Raw genomic sequence first — 18,334 nt, 5'->3', positions numbered from 1 at the left:
CCGGGGTTTCGATGCTCGAGCCATGCGGCTCTTAACAAATGTCATCGTTTGGAGATCTTCGCGCGGGAAATCTTCGGGCTTCTTGACTTCGGCCAATCTCCGGGGATTCAGGCCGATCCCTAATGCCAGCAGAGGAGGAGCGGTCACGAAGAAAGGGCCCGATCCTTACGTGTCGCGCAGGCGTTCCGTTGGTGCGCGCCGGCGCGGGGTCGCAAAGGAAATGGATGGAGGCTGGCTTGAAGAGGTCGGTGATCACGAGAAAATGGACGGTGCTCGCCGGCTTGGCCGCGGTGGCCGGGTTGGCATACGCCGCGACGCAGATCACGGTCGGCACTCCGATTGCCCTGAGTTCGGGCGGCAACGGCGACAAGCCGAAGATCCAGCGGACCGGTGACGGCACGCTCGTGGTCGCCTACGGCGACTCTCCGGAAGGAGCGGGCCTCGTCTACGACGTGAAGGCGCAGGTCGAGCGCGTGGCGCGCGACATCTTCGTCAGGACCTGCAAGCCCTCGGCCGACAAGACCTGCGACAACGTCGCCGACTGGTCGGCGGCGGTGAACATCTCGAACTCGGCGCTGAAGTCCAGCATCTCGACGGAATGGCGGGGCACGCTCGAGCCGGGGCTGATGGCATACCCGGGCGACATCGACAAGCCGAACATCAAGACCAGCGGCCCGGTCATGGTGCTGACCTGGGTCAGCAAGTATTGCCCCGATGGCGACATCTCGACGCGGGACGTCGACGACACGCCGGTGCAGCGCGCCGTGCGGTACCTGACCCGCGACAACCGGGTCATCCCGTTCTCGTGCGTCTGGCTCTCCTACTCCACGAACAACGGCGGGAAGTGGAGCCAGCCGCTGCAGATGAATACCGGGATTCGCGACGCGATCCAGGATTCCAGCGGGGGTGGCTTCAACACGGAGACCCGCAAGGGCCAGGTCGTGGTCACCTGGCAGGAGGACCCTCACGGGCTCCTGCTGGGCGAGGGCGACGGGCCGGGCGACGGCGCCTCGGGCGCCAACGTGAACGGCGGAACCGACGTCTGGTACACGTTCGCGCCAGTCGATCTGACGGTTGCCGGCACGCCGCTCACGTTCGCGTCCCCGATCCGTGTCACGGACAACTGGCAGGGGCAGTACGGGCCCAGCAGTTCGATGGAGGCCGAGACCGAGGTGGTCGACGCGACGGGCGCGCTGGTCGATCCTTCGCTGATCGAGACCGGCGTCGTCGGCGCATCGCGCCCGAACAACGGCCTGGTCGGCTCCACGGCGATCATCGGCTACGAGGAAGGCAAGGGCGCGTCGGACAGTTCGGTGAAGGGCAAGCTCGTCCGCTTCCACGCGTTTCCCTACAGCAAGCCGGAGAAGACGACGATCGACGTCGGCGGCGCACCTCAAGAGATCGGCACGCCCGGCTGCGTGCTCAGCGACCCGGCGCGCAACGCGCGAAGGGTTCGCTTCCTGACGCAGGGTCCGACCGATGCGGGTGCGGGCGGGATCCAGCTTGCCGTCTTCTGGCGCGAGGGTGTGGCCAACAAGGGCGGGGCGGCCGACATCGTCCTGCGTCGCGGCATCGACGGGGTGCAGCCGGCCAACATGGTGCCGACGGTCGATCCGAACTGCGCAACCTCCGACTTCGCCAGCGTCGCCCTGCTCGCCAGCCAGCGCGCCGAGAACGTCAGTGGCAGCACGCCGACCGCGACCGAGGCTAACCTGCTCGAGGACACGGAGGCGAACAATGCCGAGAATGCACTCGCTCACCGTGGCGTGTTGCGGGGCGGCGAGCTGTGGCTCGGCTACATGTATGCGTCCGATCTGGCCAAGCTCGCCGTGCAGCAGGACAACTACAACTTCTGGCTGCGCAAGTACACGCTGGGGGTCGGCTGGGAGAGCCCGCGCAACGTCACGAACATCTCCGACACCGCGATCAACGTCCGTGAGCCCCGGATCTTCGGGACACCCAAGAGCAGCGTCACCGCGTGCCCGAGCGGCGACCCGGCGGACCCGACCACGACCGACGCGACGCTTTGCCAGAACACGTCGATCGTGTATCTGGCCTGGGGCACCCAGACCAACACGGCCGACCCGGAAGACCTCGGCGTGTGGATCACGGTGAGCACCGACGCCGGCGCGAACTTCAACCAGCCGGTCCGCTATTCGACGGCGATGGGCTCGCTGTTCCAGGACGACGAGGCGGCCTACGAATCGCAGGTCGTCACACGGCCGGACGGCACGCGCTTCTACGGGGTCTGGAACCAGGCCGATCTGGTCGCCAAGACCACCGCCGCGGAGTACGCGAGCGGGGACCTGATCACGGTGCCGGATCCGGTCGTGCCCCCGGCCGACGGCGGCTGCACGATGTCCACCGGCAAGGCGCCGTTCGATCCGAGCCTGCTGCTGCTCGCGGCGCTGGGCCTCGGCGGTATCGCGCTGCGGCGCGTGCGCCGGCAGGGCTGATCGGTTGCGCCGGCCGCCGCGCGCGGCCGGTAGCGGCGAAGCGGGCGCCATGAGGCAGGCGCTCGCTTCGAACGAAGATCACGGCCTCCGCGCAGGCGCCGTCCGGAAACGGGCGGCGCCTTTTTTCGTGCGACGATCCAGCTCGTGCCGCCCTCTCCCGACCCCCCGCCCTCGGCCCCGCCGCCTCACGGGCGAGCACCGTTGCTCGCAGAGAGCGGCCTCGCGCGCTTCGTGCTGCCGCTTGCCGACGCTCAATTCGTCGCGGCGATCGTCGTGGCCCTGCCGGTCTGGCTCTTGCTGGGGCTGGGCCTGGCCGGGCCGCTCCACCGACCGGCCGGCCTGCTCGAGTGGCTCGCGTTCGTGGCCTGGCAGCCGCTGCTCGAGGAACTGGTCTTCCGGGGCCTGCTGCAGGGGCAGTTGCTGCGCTTGTCGGCCGCGCGTCGCGTCGGCCCGGTGTCGGTCGCGAACCTGCTGACGACCGCTGCCTTCGCGGCGATGCACCTGCTGGCGCAGCCTCCGGCGTGGGCGCTGGCGGTCGTCGCGCCCTCGCTGGTCTTCGGCCATCTTCGCGAGCGCTTCGGCAGCGTCTGGCCGGCCGTCGCGATGCACGCGGTCTACAACGCCGGCTTCGGCGTCGCTGCGCTATTCGCCGGGCGGCTCGCGAGCTGACCCGGCCGCGCCTCCGCCGCGCGCCGGCGGATTCCCGGCCGGGCCGGGGCGGCCGCGCCGGTGCAGCCGCCAGGCGCGCAGAAGCAGCGCGATCGCGCTCCAGGCCGAGAACGCGGCCAGCGGCCAGGCCAGCAGCCGGGGCCACAGGGCGGCCACGACCGCCACGACGGCCAGCGCCGTGCCGGCCATCGTCATCGTCTTCGCTTCCGCGGCGCCGAGCACTCGCCGGTTGGCCAGGGCCGCGCCGAAGGTGTTGCCGACGCGGATCGCGCCGGCCGCGATCTGGCCGGCCGAGCCGCCCGACCTGCGCGTCCTCGCAGTGTCGCCCCGATCGCGACGCGCCCGTGCCTCGGCGCGGCGCTCGGCCCGCAGGCGCCGGCGACGCTCGGCTGCCCGGGCGTCGGCTCCGGGGTCGGCCGGCCGGATCCGGTTGCGCTGGCCGAGCAGGATCTCGGTCGCGTTGGACAGGTCCTCCAGGTAGGCCGCTTCCATGTCGGCTGCGAAGTCGGCGTCTTCGGCGGCGATGTCCAGCTCCCAGTTGCCGAGCCAGCTCGCGATGTTCAGGTTGCTGGAGCCGACGCGCGCCCAGCGGCGGTCGGCCACCGCGGTCTTGGCGTGCAGCATCGGCCCGTTCCACTCGAAGACCCGAACGCCCGCCTCGAGCAGCGGACGGTAGCCGGCGCGGCTGACCGGCGACAGCGCCGGAATGTCGCTCGCGCCGGGCACCAGCAGCCGCACGTCGACGCCGTCCATCGCCGCCTGCCGCAGCGCCTGCACGTAGCTGGCAGTGCCCACGAAGTAGGCGTCGGTGAGCCACAACGTGTCGCGCGCCAGCGCAGCGATCAGGTGGTCGAGCCGGTACAGTCCCGCCACCGAAGGCATGCTCGCGAGCACCCTGAGCTCTGCCTCGCCGGCGGGGGCGATCGCGTCGGCCTCGGGCAACTCGTCGGCGGGCAACGGCGCGCCGGTCGTCGCCCAGGCCCGGGCGAAGGCTCGCGCGACTTCGGCCACCGCCGGCCCGCGCAGCTCGACTCCGGTGTCGCGCCAGGGGGCGATGCCGCGCTCGGGATCGCCTTCCCACATGCGGCCAATGCACAGCCCGCTCACGAAGGCGACCGAATCGTCGACGCAAAGCGACTTCCGGTGGTTGCGGCTCACCCAGCCCAGCGGGCTGTCGAAGCTGGGCGGATTGAAGACGCGCACCTCGACGCCGCCCTGGCGCAGCCGCTCCCAGTAGCCGCGCGATGCGCTGCGCAGGCAGCCAAGCCAGTCGTAGGCCATCCGCACGCGCACCCCGCGGCTCGCCGCGTCGATCAGCGCGTCGGCGAAGCGACTGCCGACCGCGTCGTCGTGGACGATGTAGTTCTCGAACATGACCGACCGCCGCGCCTCGCCGATCGCGGCCAGCCAGGCCGGGTAGTTCTCGGCGCCGTCCTTCAGCAGCCGGATCCGGTTGCCGCCGAGCAGCGGCGCGCCGGCCGCGCGCGAGAAGGCCTGCTCGGCGAGCAGGCGCATCCGGGATGCGTCGGGGGCGAGGGTCATGGTGCTGTCGCGGCGGGCATGACCCGGACGATAGCCGAATGTCGGCGGGCCGCGCAGCCTCCGTCGGCGGCCGCGCCGGGAGGCGCTCGACCCGTTCGCTGCCGTGGGCTTTTGAGAAAATAGTACAAAAAATGTACCATATCGGCCATGACCAACGAACGACAGAACGACCTCCTCGTCCCGACCTGCGAGCCGACCGACGCGCTCGAGCAGTTCCTCGAACTCAGCGCGGCCCATTTCGGCCTGCAGCCGCACGAGGCGGGCCTGCCCGGCGACGAACGGGACTAGCCATGCTGAGGGTCAGCCGCCTCACCGACTACGGCACGATGGTCATGAGCCACATGGCCCGCTCGCCGGGCCAGCGCTTCAGCGCGGCCGACCTGGCGGCCACGCTCGGGCTGGGCGTGCCCACGGTGGCCAAGGTGCTGAAGGGGCTGGCGCGCGGCGATCTGGTCACCAGCGTGCGCGGCCTGCGCGGCGGCTACGTGCTGTCGCGGCCGCCCGAGCAGATCACGGTGGCCGACATCGTCGACGCGCTCGAGGAGCGGCCCTTCGGGCTCACCGAATGCAGCGCCACCTCGGGCCTTTGCGACATCGAGGACGGCTGCGGTATCCGCGCCAACTGGCGATCGATCAGCGACGTGGTCAGGCGCGCCCTCGAGGGCGTGACCCTGGCAGACATGATCCGGCCCTTGCCGCCCCGCGAGGTGAAGGTCGACACGAGTTCTCTACGGAGCATCAGCAGATGAGCAGCGCAACCCGACAGCTCGACGCCTTCCTCGAGCGCGAGTACTCGGCCGGTTTCGTGACCGAAGTCGAGGAAGACTCGGTTCCGAAGGGCCTGTCCGAAGACACCATCCGCATGATCTCGGCCCGCAAGGGCGAGCCCGAGTTCATGCTCGAGTGGCGGCTGCAGGCCTATCGCCGCTGGCTGACCATGACGCCGCCCGAATGGGCGCAGGTGAGCTTCCCGGCCATCGACTTCCAGGACATCGTCTACTACTCGGCGCCGAAGAAACTCAAGGACGGCCCCAAGAGCCTCGACGAGGTCGATCCCGAGCTGCTTCGCACCTACGAGAAGCTCGGCGTGCCGCTGCACGAGCGCGCCCGGCTGGCCGGCGTGGCGGTCGACGCGGTGTTCGACTCGGTGTCGGTGGCCACCACGTTCAAGAAGCAGCTCGGCGAGCACGGGATCATCTTCTGTTCCTTCTCCGAGGCGGTGAAGGAGCACCCCGAGCTGGTGCGAAAGTACCTGGGCACCGTGGTGCCCCAGGGCGACAACTTCTACGCCGCGCTGAACTCGGCGGTGTTCTCCGACGGCTCCTTCGTGTTCATCCCGAAGGGCGTCAAGTGCCCGATGGAGCTGTCCACCTACTTCCGGATCAACGCGCGCGACACCGGCCAGTTCGAGCGCACGCTGATCGTCGCCGAGGAAGGTTCCTCGGTCAGCTACCTCGAGGGCTGTACCGCGCCGATGCGCGACGAGAACCAGCTGCACGCCGCCGTGGTGGAACTGGTCGCGCTCGACGACGCCTACATCAAGTACTCCACGGTGCAGAACTGGTACCCGGGCGACAAGGACGGCAAGGGCGGCATCTACAACTTCGTGACCAAGCGCGGCGACTGCAGGGGGCCGCGCTCGCGGATCTCCTGGACGCAGGTGGAGACCGGTTCGGCGATCACCTGGAAGTACCCGAGCGTGATCCTGCGCGGCGACGACTCGGTCGGCGAGTTCTACTCGGTGGCGCTGTCCAACCACCGGCAGCAGGCCGACACCGGCACCAAGATGTTCCACCTGGGCCGCAACACGAAGAGCACGATCATCTCGAAGGGCATTTCGGCGGGCCACGGCAGCAACACCTTCCGCGGGCTGGTGCGCATGTCGCCGAAGGCCGAGAACGCGCGCAACTACACGCAGTGCGACTCGCTGCTGATCGGCGACAAGTGCGCGGCGCACACCTTCCCCACGATCGAGGTGCGGCACCCGTCGGCGCGCGTCGAGCACGAGGCGACCACCTCGCGGATCGGCGAGGACCAGCTGTTCTACGCGATGCAGCGCGGCCTGTCGGCCGAAGACGCGGTGTCGATGATCGTGAACGGCTTCTGCAAGGAAGTGTTCAAGGAACTGCCGATGGAGTTCGCGGTCGAGGCGCAGAACCTGCTGGGCGTGAGCCTGGAAGGCAGCGTCGGCTGAGCAGATAACGGAGAAAACACCAATGTTGACGATCAATGGCCTGAAGGCCTCGGTGGACGGCAAGCAGATCCTGCGCGGGCTCGACCTGCAGGTGAACGACGGCGAGGTCCACGCGATCATGGGCCCGAACGGCTCGGGCAAGAGCACGCTGGCGCAGGTGCTGGCCGGCCGCGACAGCTTCACGGTGGACGGCGGCAGCGTCGAATGGGACGGCCGCGACATGCTGGAGCTGGCCACCGAGGAGCGGGCCCGCGAGGGGCTGTTCCTGGCCTTCCAGTACCCGGTCGAGATCCCCGGCGTGTCGAATGCCTACTTCCTGAAGGCGGCGGTCAATGCGGTGCGCCGCCATCGCGGCCTGCCCGAGCTCGACGCGATGGACTTCCTCGCGAAGGTCAAGTCCGAGATGAAGGCGGTGGGCATGCGCGAGGAGTTCCTGTACCGCTCGGTCAACGAGGGCTTCTCGGGCGGCGAGAAGAAGCGCAACGAGGTGCTGCAGATGGCGCTGCTCGAACCGAAGCTCGCGATCCTCGACGAGACCGACTCGGGCCTCGACATCGACGCGCTGCGCGTGGTGGCCGACGGCGTGAACCGGCTGCGCAGCCCCGAGCGCTCGATGATCGTCATCACCCACTACCAGCGCCTGCTCGACTACATCGTTCCCGACAAGGTGCACGTGCTGGCGCAGGGCCGGATCATCCGCTCGGGCGGACCGGAGCTCGCCCACGAGCTCGAGGAGCGCGGATATTCGTGGCTGCTCGAGGGGGCGCAGGCCGGCGCCGCCGAAAAGGCGGGCCCGGCAACCGGGCCGGCGCGCGCGGCCGCGGCCCGCGAGGGGGCGAAGCGATGAGCGCGACCGACGCCTGGCTGGCAGGCTTCCGGCAGCGGGCAGCGTCGCTGCCCGGCGCGGGGCTGCCCTGGCTCGACCGCGTCCGCGCGCAAGCGATCGATCGTTTCGCGGCCGAGGGCTGGCCGAGCGGCAGGCTCGAGGCCTGGCGGCACACCTCGCTGGTCTTCCTGGGCAGCGAGAGCTTCGCGCCGACCGCCGAGGGCAGCGTCGACGAAGGGGCTGCCCGCAGGGCGGTGGCGGCGCTGCGAGCGTCGCAGGCGGCGTCGCCGGCCGATCGCAGCGGCGCTGCGAAGGCGGGCGGTGCGGACGGGCACTGGCTGGTCTTCGTCGACGGCCGGCACACGCCGGCGCTCGGCGACATCGGCGAGCTGCCCGCCGGCGTGCGCATCGAGCCGCTGTCGCAGGCGCTGGCGCGCGCGCCCGAGTCGGTGGAGCCGCTGTTCGGCGACGCTGCGCTGGGCGGCAGCCCGGTGGCGCTGAACGCCGCGCTGGCCACCGACGGCGCCTTCGTCGAACTGGGCCGCGGCGTCGCGCTCGAGCAGCCTATCCACCTGGTCTTCGTTGCCGGGTCCACGGGCAGCGCCGCGCAAGTGCGCAACCTGGTGCGGGCCGAGGCCGGGTCGCAGGCCACGATCGTCGAGCACTACGTGGCCTCTTCGGCCGACGCCGCCACGCTGACCAATGCGGTCACCCGCATCGACGCGGCCGCCGACGCCCGGGTCACCCACATGAAGCTGCAGCAGGAGTCGGAGCGGGCGGTGCACCTGGCCGCGATCGACGCTGCGCAGGCGCGCGGCGCGGCGTTCGCCTCGCACTCGCTGTCCTTCGGCGCGCGCCTGGCGCGCCACGACATCTCGACCCGCTTCGGCGGCGAGGGCTGCGAGGCGCTGCTCAACGGCCTGTACCACGTCGACGGCAAGCGGCACGTGGACCACCACACCCGCATCGATCACCTGTCGCCGCGCGGGACCAGCCACGAGTACTACCGCGGCATCCTCGACGGCGAGGCGCGCGGCGTGTTCAGCGGCCGCATCCTAGTGGCGCCGGGCGCGGTGCGCACCGACGCGATGCAGCGCGCCGACAACCTGCTGCTGTCGCCGCGCGCCGAGGCCGACGCCCGGCCCGAGCTCGAGATCTACGCCGACGACGTCAAGTGCTCGCACGGCGCCACCGTCGGCCAGATCGACGAGGCGAGCCTGTTCTACCTGCGCACGCGCGGCATCGACGAGGCCCACGCGCGCAACCTGCTGACCTGGGCCTTCGCGGCCGAGGTGCTCGGCCGGATCGAGCTCGGCGCGCTGCGCGAGCGCGCCGGCAATGCCGTCCGCTCGCGTCTGCCGGGAGGCGAGCTTCTGGAGGCCCTGGCATGAGCGTCCGCGAACATCCCGCTACGATCGCCGCTCGCGCGGCCGACTTTCCGATCCTGGCGCGCCCGGTGCGCGGCAAGCGGCTCGCCTACCTCGACAACGCCGCAACCACCCACAAGCCCGATCGCGTGATCGAGGCCGAGGCGGCCTTCTACCGGGAGTCGAACGCCAACATCCACCGCGGCGTGCATTGGCTGTCGCAGCACGCCACCGACCTGTACGAAGGCGCGCGCGACCGGGTGCGCGGCTTCCTGAACGCGGCGCGGGCCGACGAGATCGTGTTCACCCGCGGCACGACCGAGGCGATCAACCTGGTGGCCTTCGGCTGGGGGCGCGCGAACCTGAAGCCCGGCGACGAGATCGTGCTCACCGAGATGGAGCACCACTCGAACATCGTGCCCTGGCAGCTGGTCTGCGAGCAGACCGGCGCGAAGATCAGGGTCGTGCCGATCACCGACGCCGGCGAGCTGCGGCTCGACGTCTACGAGAGCCTCCTCGGCCCGCGCACGAAGCTGGTTGCGATCGCGCACGTGTCGAACTCGCTGGGCACGATCAACCCGGTCGCCCCGATGATCGCGAAGGCGCACGCGGCGGGCGCCCTCGCGCTGGTCGACGGCGCGCAGGCCGTGGCCCACCTGCCGGTCGACGTGCGGGCGCTGGGTTGCGACTTCTACGCGTTCTCCGGCCACAAGCTCTACGGCCCCACCGGCATCGGCGCGCTGTACGGGCGGCGAGAACTGCTGTCGGCGATGCCGCCGTGGCAGGGCGGCGGCGACATGATCCTGACCGTGGCCTTCGAAGGCAGCACCTGGGCCGAGCCGCCGGCGCGCTTCGAGGCCGGCACCCCCAACATCGCCGGCGCGGTCGGGCTGGCCGCCGCGATCGACTACCTGTCCGAGGTGGGCCTCGAAGCGGCCGCGGCCCACGAGGATGCGCTGCTGGCCCGGGCCACCGAAGAGATCCTGAAGCTGCCCGGCATCCGCCTGTACGGCACCGCGGCGAACAAGTCCGGCATCCTGTCCTTCACGGTCGCGGGCATCCATCCCCACGACCTTGGCACGATCCTCGATTCCGAGGGCGTGGCGATCCGCGCCGGCCACCACTGCGCGATGCCGGTGATGACGCGCTTCGGCATTCCCGGCACCGCCCGCGCCTCGTTCGCGCTGTACAACGACGAGCGCGACGTGGCCGCGCTGATCGCCGCGATCCGCAAGGCTCAGAAGCTGTTCGGCACGGAGGAGGCGGCATGAGCGTGTCCGACATGGGCGGCGGCGACCTGCGCGAGCTGTACCAGGAAGTGATCTTCGATCACAACCGCAAGCCGCGAAATTTCCACGAGATGCCCGACGCGGACCATGCGGCCGACGGCCACAACCCGCTGTGCGGCGACCGGCTCACCGTCTACCTGCGCATCGAGAACGGCCGCATCGCCGACGTGAGCTTCGTGGGCCACGGCTGCGCGATCTCCACCGCGTCGGCCTCGCTGATGACCGAGGCGGTCAAGGGCAAGCCGGTCGAGGAGGTCGAGGCGCTGTTCCGCGACGTGCACGCGATGCTGACCGACGCACCGCCCGAGGGCCGCGACTTCGGCAAGCTGCAGGTGCTGTCGGGCGTGCGCGAGTTCCCGGCGCGGGTCAAGTGCGCCACGCTGGCCTGGCACACGCTGCACAACGCGCTGACCGGCGCGGGCACGGCGAAGACAGAGTGAGAACGGGCGATACCGATTGAGGCGATGACGATGAACCGGCACGGCGACATCAGGCAGGTGTATCTCGAACGCGATTGCGAGGCCACGCAGATCCCCTTCGGCTCGCCGGTCACGCTGCCCGGCGGCAGCCTTGCGCAGATCACCCAGCAACTCGGCGGCAACTTTACCGTGATGGTCGGCGGCAACCTGTACCGGATCGCCGGAGCGAACGCCGATGCGCTGGGGCTGGACCCCGCCGACGCCGGCGACGCCAATCCGCCCGGAACGGGACAGCAGGAAGACGATCCGGACAATCCGCCCACGATCGAATCGATCGAGGCCGAGGCCTGGCGACGGCTGGGCACCTGTTACGACCCCGAGATCCCGGTCGACATCGTCAACCTCGGCCTGGTCTACCTGTGCCAGGCGCTGCCGCTGCCCGACGGGGGGTTTCGCCTCGACGTGAAGATGACGCTGACCGCGCCCGGCTGCGGCATGGGCATGACGATCGCCGACGAGGCCCGCGAGAAACTGCTGGGCGTCCGCGGCGTGGAGCAGGTCGACGTGGACCTGGTCTGGGACCCGCCCTGGAGCCGCGAAATGATGAGCGAGTCGGCGCGCCTCGAGATGGGGCTGATGTAGCGTCGGCGCATCGTCGCCCGCGCTGTCCGTTGGACGGGCCCGGCGCCTCGGGGCTTTCGTCGGACATCGCCTTCCGTTCGTCGCGGGCCGGCTGAGGTCCGGTGCGTGGCCGCGCACAGTGCGGCTCATGAGCAAAGCCGCAGCGGTCGATCGCCCGCCCGTCCCGGTCGCCGTTCGCCCGCGCGACGAGCGCGGGGCGGCGCGCGCCGCGCCGGTCGGGTCCGCGCGGCCCGGCGCCCGTGAGCGACCGCCGTCGGCCGGACCCGGCCCGGCGGAGCCCGGCTCGGCCGAACGCCGCCGGGCAGAACGCCCGGCGGCCAAGCGCCAGGCGGCCGAACGTCGGCCGGCAGGGCGTTCCCCCCGGCTCTCGAACCGCGTCGCGATCGGCCTGGCCGTCAGGACGGCGCTGGTCGTGCTGCTGGCCATGGTCACGGTCCAGGGGCTGCTGGCCGTGGCCGGCGTCGCCGCGATGTTCCAGGGCGGCGAGGGCGGCCTGCTGTCGTGGCTCGCCGCCTCAGTGCCGGTCATGGCCGCCGCCGTGCTGGCGGCATGGTGGCAGGGGCACCGTCTGGCGCGCCGCCTCGACCGGATCGGCGTGACCGTCGATCGCGCGCGCCAGACCGACGCCGCGGACGGCGAAGCCGTGCCGGCCGGCGACGAGATCGGCCGGCTCGCGGACTCGGTCAGGCAGCTGGCGGACTCGGTGGCCGAACGCGAGCGCAGGCTGATCGCCTCGGCGCTGTCGGATCCGCTGACCGGCCTGCCGAACCGCGCGCTGCTCGCCGACCGGATCCGGCAGACGATCGCGCTGTCGCAGCGTGCCGGCGTCCAGTTCGCGGTGGCGGTGCTGGACCTCGATCGCTTCAAGTTCGTCAACGACACGCTCGGCCACTCGACCGGCGACCTGCTGCTCAAGGAGGTCGCGCGGCGGATCCGCAGGTCCGTCAGGGAGGCGGACACCGTCGCCCGGATCGGCGGGGACGAGTTCGTGCTGGTGCTGTCGGGCGACGCCGAGGCCGCGCGCACCGTGTCGCGCGCTATCCTCGAGGCGATGCGCGCGCCGCTGCGACACAAGGACCAGCTGATCGACATCGGCGTGAGCATCGGCATCGCGATGTACCCGGCGCACGGCCAGGACGAGGTGACGCTGCTGCGCCACGCCGATTCGGCGATGTACCGCGCCAAGCGCGCCCGATCGGGCGAGCACGTGTTCGACGGCGAGGGCAGCGAGCTGCAGCGCAGCTACCTGTCGATGCTTGGCGAGATGCGCGAGGCGCTGCGCAACGGGGCCTTCGTGCTCGATTTCCAGCCCAAGCTGGAGCTCGCGAGCGGCCGGATCGCCGGCCTGGAGGGGCTGGTGCGCTGGCACCACCCGCAGCGCGGCCGGGTCCCGCCGGGCGAGTTCATCCCCTTCGCCGAGCAGACCGGCTTCATGCGCGAGATCACCCGTTCGGTGGTCGAGCAGGGCGCGCGCTTCTCGAAGGCGCTGGCCGACGAGGGCCTGGACCTGTGCGTGTCGGTCAACGTGTCGGCGCTGGACATCGAGAACGACGCCTTCGCCCGAACCGTCATGGAGGTGCTGCGCAAGTACCCGATCGATCCCCGGCGGCTGTGCCTGGAGATCACCGAGAGCGGCGTGGTCAGCGAGTCCGACACCTCGATGAAGAACCTGCGCGCGATCGCCCGCGCCGGCGTGAGGCTGTCGGTCGACGACTTCGGCACCGGCTACGCCACGCTGAAGCAGTTGCAGCGCCTGCCGGTCAACGAGCTGAAGATCGACCGCTCCTTCGTGACCGGCATCCAGAAGGACCGCGGCAACATGACGATCGTTCGCTCCACGATCGAGCTCGGCAAGCAGCTCGGCCTGAAGGTGGTGGCCGAGGGGGTGGAGACCGCGCAGGAGATGCGCTGCCTGGCGAGGCTCGGTTGCGACGAGATCCAGGGCTATCACCTGGCCAGGCCGATGCCCGAAGCCGAAGTGGTCGGCTGGCTGCGCATGCGCCAGGCGCTCTACGGGAGCTCGCCGTCCAGGTAGAACCAGCGGCCGCCTTCGCGCACGAAGCGGCTCTTCTCGTGCAGCCTGTGGGCGCGACCGCCCAGCTTGCTGCGGGCGACGAACTCGACCGTGGCGTGGTCGGCGTCCTGCGCCTCGTGCTTCCTGACCTCCAGCCCCAGCCAGCGCAGCCCCGGTTCGCTCGGCGCGATCGCCGGCGGGCGCGTGTCCGGATGCCAGGTGTCGAGCAGGTAGTCGACGAGCCCCAGCACGAAGGCCGAGTAGCGCGAGCGCATCAGTGCCTCGGCGGTCGGCGCGGCCAGGTGCAGCGGGCCGGCGTGCCAGCGGCCGCAGCAGTCGCCGTAAGAGGCGCCGCTGCCGCAGGGGCAGGCGGCGCGCGGCGCGGCGTTTGCGCCCAGGCGCGAGTCCTCGATGGCCATTCGACGGGGGCGCCGGCGGGCGGGCCGGCGAGCAGCGGTGATTCGGGTCAAGCAGGATTATCCGGACCGCGCTAGATTGACGCCATGTCGATCGATCCGATATCCGCGCTGATCGGCGCCGCGAATCCCTGGGAGTGGTGGCGCGGCGTCGACGACCTGTGGCGCTGGGGCGTGCACGCGCAGGCGATCTGGGCCTACGACGCGGCCGACGACGACACGCGCCGCGAGATCCGCAGGCAGCGCGTCGCGTCGATGATCGAGCACGCGCGCACCCGCTCGGCCTTCTATCGCGCCCACTGGCGTCACGTGCCGCCGGGCTGCGCAGACCTTTCCGCGTATCCGCCGGTGAACCGCAAGCTGCTGATGGCGGGCTTCGACGACTGGGTCGTCGACCCCGACCTGCGCAAGGCCGAGCTGCTGAAGTTCGTCGCGGATCCGGGGCGGATCGCCGAGCCCTATCTCGGCAAGTACGCGATCTGGACCAGTTCGGGCACCACCGGCGTGCCGGGCATCTACGTTCAGGACGCCGACGCGCTGGCGCTCTACTCGGCGCTGATGACCTGCCGCTTCGAGCTCGGCGCGAGCTTCGGCGGGGCAGGCCGCTCGCTCGCCGAGCCGGCGCGGCTTGCCTTCGTTGCGGCAATCGACGGTCACTTCGCCGGTGTGGTCTCGTGGGAGCGCCAGCGACGGCTGCATCCGGCGATCGCGGCCAGCTCGCGCGCCTTCTCGATCCTGCAGCCGTTGCCGAGGCTGGTGGCCGAGCTGAACGCGTGGCGGCCGGCCTTCGTGGCCACCTACCCGACGATGCTGACCCTGCTCGCGCGCGAGCGCTGCGAGGGCCGGCTGGCGATCGAGCCGCAGGCCCTGTGGTGCGGCGGCGAGGGCCTGACCCAGGCCGATCGCGCCGCGATCGAGCAGGCCTTCGGCTGCCCGGTGGTGGAGGACTACGGCGCCTCGGAGTGCATGAACATGGCCTTCGCCTGCCGCCACGGCAGGCTTCACGTGAACGACGACTGGGTCGTGCTCGAGCCGATCGACGAGCAGGGCAGGCCGGTGCCGGCCGGGCAGCCGTCGGCGAGTGTGCTGATCACCAACCTGGCCAACCGGGTGCAGCCGCTGGTCCGCTACGACCTGAGCGACAGCGTCACGGTCGACGACACGCCCTGCGACTGCGGGCGCCGGCAGCCGTCGGTGCGCATCGAGGGCCGGCGCGACGACGTGCTGGTCCTGCCGGCGGCCGGGCACGGCGTGGCGAGCGTGCGCATCCTGCCGCTGGCGATCGAGACCGTGATCGAGGAAGAAGCGGGCGTGCACCGCTTCCAGCTCACCCAGACCGCCCCGGGCGCGATGAGCCTGAGACTGGACCTGGCCGACGAGGCCGACCGCGCCGCGGCCTTCGCAAGCGTCAGGCGGGCGGTGGCGCGATTCCTGAAGGGGCAAGGGGCCCGCCCGGTGAAGCTCGCGCTGGATTCGCAGCCGCCCGAGGCGAACCCGGTCAGCGGCAAGCTCAGGCAGGTCAGGGCGATGCCGGCGGCGCAGCCGGCGCGCTGACACGGAAGAGGGCCGGCGCGTCAAAAGAAAAGGCCGGCGCCCCCGAGGGAGCGCCGGCCCTTGCGGCAGGGGCCCGAAGGCCCCCGAAACTCAGCGCGACGCGCGACGGCGCAGCGCGATCGCCGCGATGCCGCCCGCCAGCAGCAGCGGCAGCGTCGGGTCGAAGGGCGCCTTGCCGGAGGCCATCGTGCAGCCACCGTCGCCGGAGGTGGTGACCGGCGTCTCCTCGGCGGGCAGCCAGGCCGGCGGCGTGTTGTCCGCGGCCTCGATCGGCGTGATCCGAAGCGTGAACGTCCCTTCACCCGTGTTGGCGTCGTAGGTGGTCCAAAGGGTCGGATCCTTGACCTCGATGTAGTAGTTCAGGTTGAGGTTCGCCAGATCCTCGATCGGGCCGCTCTGGTAGCCGGCGCGACGCTCCAGCAGCGGGTTCGCAACGAGTTGCGCAGCGATCTCGTCGTTCGTTGCCGTGCCGCCAGCGGCCAGCGTGTAGACCGAGCTCTCCGCGTCCCAGGTGGCGTACAACGTGCCGCCGGCCGTGTTGACGTCGCCATCGTCGAGCCACACCGTTGTCGGCGTGGACTCGTACATCGCGATCGTGGCGGCGTCGACGATCCGCTCGGTCCGGTCGCCGGTCACAGGGTCGACGTCGTAGGTGATCCAGTTCGTGCCGTTGAACCATGCAACGACATCGTCGTCGGTCCCCGGGTTGCCGTCGGCGTCGTAGAGCCAGCCCGGCGGCACCCAGTTGATCGGCAGCCACTGACCGAAGTTGTCGGTGTAGTTCTTCGACAGCATGCCGCTGGTCAGCATGTCCTCGTCGCTGGTGAGCGTCGAGGTGTCGACCTCGAAATAGGCGCGCGTGCTGCTGAAGAAGCCCCAGTAGTGCTTGTCGTCGGCCGGGCCGTAGAACAGCCCGCCGGGGAATTCGGCGATGTCCTTGGTGCCGAGCGGCGTCGGCGGATTGGCGATCGGGTCGGCGATCTCCTCGTACAGGCGGATCTTCACGCCGTCGCCGCTGGTCGACTTCACGAAGTTGCCGCCGATGTTGAAGCCGAGCTCGATCTTGAACCCGGCCAGCCGCTTGCCGGTGTGGTTGTTCAGCTTGCCGATCATCCGGTAGGCGTTCAGGGTCGGATCCTGGTCCGCCTGCGGATCGATGACGTTGCCGTCCTTGTCGACGATGGGCGCGTAGAAGTCGCCCGGCTTGACCTTGAACACCAGGTCGATCGGGCCGATTGCATTGGCGCTCATCTTGTAGCGCTTGTGCGACTGGAAGGTGTCGTTGCACGCCCAGTCGTAGGTGTGCCCGTTGGCGAACTTCAGTGCGTCGGTCCGCGGCGCCATCACGCAGTCGGCGTAGATCTGGTTGGCGTTGCGCGGCGGGACGTTGTTGAAGACGGTGATGCCAGGCGCGACGGCCTTGACCACGTCCCAGCCGATCTCCCCGTAGGTGATCGCCCCGTCGGTGCCGGCGGTCACGTCGCGGTCGTAGATCGTGGTGATGGGGGCGGTGTCGCTCGACTTCAGGTTGGTCAGATCGATCGACTGGATTTCGCCGGCGAAGGCCGGCGCGGCGACGAGCGCCAGCGCGACACAGCGCGCGAGCGTCTTGCTCGAGAAGGGAAGCTGCACGGGGAAGGTCTCCTGCGGGGGTAAAACAGCGACTTGCACTTTACCAACGCAGGGCGGAATTACGGGTTTTCCCGAAGGAGGGTCGTTGACATTTGTTAAGCAAGGCCGCCCGACGGTTCCGTTTGCGGCATCGCCGGTGCGGGAAACCCGGAGTCGGCCGGCGGGAACCTGGCTTCGTCGCCCTCAGCCCACGCTCACGCCGACCAGCGCGCCGATTCCGTAGGTGGCCGCGCCGGCGGCCGCGCCGATCGCGAGCATCCGCAGGCCCGACAGCAGCGCGCCGCGCCCGGTGAAGAAGGACAGCGCCGCGCCGACCGCGAACAGCGACGCGGCGGCCAGTCCGATCGACGCGCCCAGCGCGATCGCCTCGCCGAGCAGCAGCCACGGCAACAAGGGAATCACCGCCCCGGCCGCGAAGGCCAGGAAGGACGAGATCGCCGCGCCCCAGGGCGAACCGAGCTCGTCGGGATTCAGGCCGAGCTCCTCGCGCGCCAGCGTGTCCAGCGCGCGCTCCGGGTCGGCGATCAGCGTCTGCGCCATGCGGCGCGCGTCGTCGGGCGGGAAGCCCTTCGCCTCGTAAATCAGCGCGAGCTCGTCGGCCTCGGCCTGCGGGTACTCCTCGAGCTCCTCGCGCTCCAGCCCGATCTGGTACTCGAAGACTTCGCGCTGCGAGCGCACCGACACGTACTCACCGGCCGCCATCGAAAAGGCGCCCGCCAGCAGCCCGGCCACGCCGGCCAGCAGAAGCGTGCGCGGCTCGGCCGCCGCGCCGGCCATGCCGAGGATCAGGCTCGCGTTCGACACCAGGCCGTCGTTGACGCCGAACACGGCCGCGCGCAGGTTGCCGCTGCCGGTGTGGTGCCGCTTGCCGATCTGTTCGACGTCGGTGGGCCGCGGGTGCCCTGCCGGCGGCGGCGCCGAATACACCGACAAGCCCCTGACCTTCAGCGCGGCGAACGCGGGTCGCAGCGGCCGCACGCCCAGCCGGCGGGCAAGCGCCAGCGCGGCCCGCGCCCGGAAGCCCAGCGGCACCTCGGCAGGCACCGGCCGGCCGGCCTCGCGCAGTCGCCCGGCCCAGAACCCGGCCTGCTGCTCGGCGGCCGCGCCGAGCTCGCGGTACATGCGCGAGATTCGCGCATCCGTCTCGATCTGCGCGAGCGCGCGGTACAGGCGGGCCGAGCGGGCTTCCTCGAGGTAGCCCTCGCTGGCGGCATTCGTGTCGGTTGAGCTCATCTGCGCGATCGTAACGCGGCGCGCGGGTGGCCGGGCGGCGCGGGAAAGGCGGCGCCTCGCCCAGACCGCCCGGCCCCCGGC

The 18,334-nt window shown here is 70.8% G+C and carries 16 protein-coding genes; 12 read left to right on the top strand and 4 right to left on the bottom strand.

The features are described from left to right. Positions 1 to 269 precede the first annotated feature (269 nt). Together M6I34_RS06470 and mrtJ are read left to right on the top strand one after the other, a co-directional pair. Positions 270 to 2,456, top strand: coding sequence for a choice-of-anchor O protein (locus M6I34_RS06470; RefSeq protein ID WP_272484879.1), 2,187 nt, complete (start codon positions 270 to 272; stop codon positions 2,454 to 2,456). A gap of 201 nt (positions 2,457 to 2,657) precedes the next feature. Next, positions 2,658 to 3,125: a JDVT-CTERM system glutamic-type intramembrane protease MrtJ gene (gene mrtJ / locus M6I34_RS06465; RefSeq protein ID WP_272484878.1), complete on the top strand. Its 468-nt coding sequence runs from the start codon at positions 2,658 to 2,660 to the stop codon at positions 3,123 to 3,125. Here the strand turns inward: mrtJ and M6I34_RS06460 are convergent. After that, positions 3,099 to 4,667: a phospholipase D-like domain-containing protein gene (locus M6I34_RS06460; RefSeq protein ID WP_272484877.1), complete on the bottom strand. Its 1,569-nt coding sequence runs from the start codon at positions 4,665 to 4,667 to the stop codon at positions 3,099 to 3,101. The two genes, mrtJ and M6I34_RS06460, sit on opposite strands and share 27 nt — an antisense overlap. 147 nt (positions 4,668 to 4,814) lie before the next feature. On the opposite strand from M6I34_RS06460, the gene M6I34_RS06455 reads away from it, so the two are divergent. From M6I34_RS06455 to M6I34_RS06415, 9 genes are all read left to right on the top strand, one after another. Continuing rightward, positions 4,815 to 4,955: a hypothetical protein gene (locus M6I34_RS06455; RefSeq protein ID WP_272484876.1), complete on the top strand. Its 141-nt coding sequence runs from the start codon at positions 4,815 to 4,817 to the stop codon at positions 4,953 to 4,955. A gap of 2 nt (positions 4,956 to 4,957) precedes the next feature. After that, the gene (locus M6I34_RS06450) at positions 4,958 to 5,416 is read left to right on the top strand and encodes an SUF system Fe-S cluster assembly regulator (RefSeq protein WP_272484875.1); all 459 of its coding nucleotides are present in this window, start codon (positions 4,958 to 4,960) and stop codon (positions 5,414 to 5,416) included. Beyond that, positions 5,413 to 6,861: a Fe-S cluster assembly protein SufB gene (gene sufB / locus M6I34_RS06445; RefSeq protein WP_272484874.1), complete on the top strand. Its 1,449-nt coding sequence runs from the start codon at positions 5,413 to 5,415 to the stop codon at positions 6,859 to 6,861. Before M6I34_RS06450 ends, sufB begins: the two co-directional genes overlap by 4 nt. Before the next feature lie 22 nt (positions 6,862 to 6,883). Continuing rightward, positions 6,884 to 7,708, top strand: a complete 825-nt coding sequence (gene sufC / locus M6I34_RS06440; protein ID WP_272484873.1) for a Fe-S cluster assembly ATPase SufC — start codon at positions 6,884 to 6,886, stop codon at positions 7,706 to 7,708. Continuing rightward, entirely contained in the window at positions 7,705 to 9,078 is a 1,374-nt protein-coding gene (sufD, locus tag M6I34_RS06435; protein ID WP_272484872.1) for a Fe-S cluster assembly protein SufD, read from the top strand. The genes sufC and sufD overlap by 4 nt, the downstream gene beginning before the upstream one ends. Next, positions 9,075 to 10,325 carry a cysteine desulfurase gene (locus tag M6I34_RS06430; protein WP_272484871.1) on the top strand — a complete coding sequence of 417 codons (1,251 nt, stop codon included), beginning with the start codon at positions 9,075 to 9,077 and terminating at the stop codon, positions 10,323 to 10,325. Before sufD ends, M6I34_RS06430 begins: the two co-directional genes overlap by 4 nt. After that, positions 10,322 to 10,783: a Fe-S cluster assembly sulfur transfer protein SufU gene (sufU, locus tag M6I34_RS06425; RefSeq protein WP_272484870.1), complete on the top strand. Its 462-nt coding sequence runs from the start codon at positions 10,322 to 10,324 to the stop codon at positions 10,781 to 10,783. Before M6I34_RS06430 ends, sufU begins: the two co-directional genes overlap by 4 nt. A gap of 24 nt (positions 10,784 to 10,807) precedes the next feature. Continuing rightward, positions 10,808 to 11,404, top strand: a complete 597-nt coding sequence (gene sufT / locus M6I34_RS06420) for a putative Fe-S cluster assembly protein SufT (RefSeq protein ID WP_336254454.1) — start codon at positions 10,808 to 10,810, stop codon at positions 11,402 to 11,404. 127 nt (positions 11,405 to 11,531) lie between these two features. Further along, on the top strand, positions 11,532 to 13,439 hold the full coding sequence (locus M6I34_RS06415; protein WP_272484869.1) for a putative bifunctional diguanylate cyclase/phosphodiesterase: 1,908 nt from the start codon (positions 11,532 to 11,534) through the stop codon (positions 13,437 to 13,439). Here the strand turns inward: M6I34_RS06415 and M6I34_RS06410 are convergent. Next, positions 13,415 to 13,837 (bottom strand): YchJ family protein, encoded by a 423-nt coding sequence (locus M6I34_RS06410; protein ID WP_272484868.1) that lies wholly within the window; start codon positions 13,835 to 13,837, stop codon positions 13,415 to 13,417. The two genes, M6I34_RS06415 and M6I34_RS06410, sit on opposite strands and share 25 nt — an antisense overlap. Before the next feature lie 84 nt (positions 13,838 to 13,921). On the opposite strand from M6I34_RS06410, the gene M6I34_RS06405 reads away from it, so the two are divergent. After that, a complete protein-coding gene (locus M6I34_RS06405) occupies positions 13,922 to 15,388 on the top strand; it encodes a phenylacetate--CoA ligase family protein (RefSeq protein WP_272484867.1) in 1,467 nt (488 codons plus the stop codon). 90 nt (positions 15,389 to 15,478) lie between these two features. On the opposite strand, the gene M6I34_RS06400 is transcribed toward M6I34_RS06405, so the two are convergent. Beyond that, the gene (locus M6I34_RS06400) at positions 15,479 to 17,020 is read right to left on the bottom strand and encodes a choice-of-anchor F family protein (protein ID WP_272484866.1); all 1,542 of its coding nucleotides are present in this window, start codon (positions 17,018 to 17,020) and stop codon (positions 15,479 to 15,481) included. 183 nt (positions 17,021 to 17,203) lie between these two features. Next, on the bottom strand, positions 17,204 to 18,253 hold the full coding sequence (locus tag M6I34_RS06395; RefSeq protein ID WP_272484865.1) for a VIT1/CCC1 transporter family protein: 1,050 nt from the start codon (positions 18,251 to 18,253) through the stop codon (positions 17,204 to 17,206). Positions 18,254 to 18,334: the final 81 nt, after the last annotated feature.

Source organism: Zeimonas sediminis, from assembly GCF_023721795.1.
Classification (GTDB): domain Bacteria; phylum Pseudomonadota; class Gammaproteobacteria; order Burkholderiales; family Burkholderiaceae_E; genus Zeimonas; species Zeimonas sediminis.
This window is presented reverse-complemented; position numbering and strand designations above follow the sequence as displayed.

What these genes read in the sequence shown, in the direction of transcription:
- M6I34_RS06395 (WP_272484865.1), bottom strand. Translation starts at nt 18,253, where the DNA reads ATGAGCTCAACCGACACGAATGCCGCCAGCGAGGGCTACCTCGAGGAA.
- sufU (WP_272484870.1), top strand. Translation starts at nt 10,322, where the DNA reads ATGAGCGTGTCCGACATGGGCGGCGGCGACCTGCGCGAGCTGTACCAG.
- sufB (WP_272484874.1), top strand. Translation starts at nt 5,413, where the DNA reads ATGAGCAGCGCAACCCGACAGCTCGACGCCTTCCTCGAGCGCGAGTAC.
- M6I34_RS06460 (WP_272484877.1), bottom strand. Translation starts at nt 4,667, where the DNA reads ATGACCCTCGCCCCCGACGCATCCCGGATGCGCCTGCTCGCCGAGCAG.
- M6I34_RS06455 (WP_272484876.1), top strand. Translation starts at nt 4,815, where the DNA reads ATGACCAACGAACGACAGAACGACCTCCTCGTCCCGACCTGCGAGCCG.
- M6I34_RS06410 (WP_272484868.1), bottom strand. Translation starts at nt 13,837, where the DNA reads ATGGCCATCGAGGACTCGCGCCTGGGCGCAAACGCCGCGCCGCGCGCC.
- M6I34_RS06430 (WP_272484871.1), top strand. Translation starts at nt 9,075, where the DNA reads ATGAGCGTCCGCGAACATCCCGCTACGATCGCCGCTCGCGCGGCCGAC.
- sufC (WP_272484873.1), top strand. Translation starts at nt 6,884, where the DNA reads ATGTTGACGATCAATGGCCTGAAGGCCTCGGTGGACGGCAAGCAGATC.
- M6I34_RS06405 (WP_272484867.1), top strand. Translation starts at nt 13,922, where the DNA reads ATGTCGATCGATCCGATATCCGCGCTGATCGGCGCCGCGAATCCCTGG.
- sufD (WP_272484872.1), top strand. Translation starts at nt 7,705, where the DNA reads ATGAGCGCGACCGACGCCTGGCTGGCAGGCTTCCGGCAGCGGGCAGCG.
- M6I34_RS06415 (WP_272484869.1), top strand. Translation starts at nt 11,532, where the DNA reads ATGAGCAAAGCCGCAGCGGTCGATCGCCCGCCCGTCCCGGTCGCCGTT.
- sufT (WP_336254454.1), top strand. Translation starts at nt 10,808, where the DNA reads ATGACGATGAACCGGCACGGCGACATCAGGCAGGTGTATCTCGAACGC.
- M6I34_RS06450 (WP_272484875.1), top strand. Translation starts at nt 4,958, where the DNA reads ATGCTGAGGGTCAGCCGCCTCACCGACTACGGCACGATGGTCATGAGC.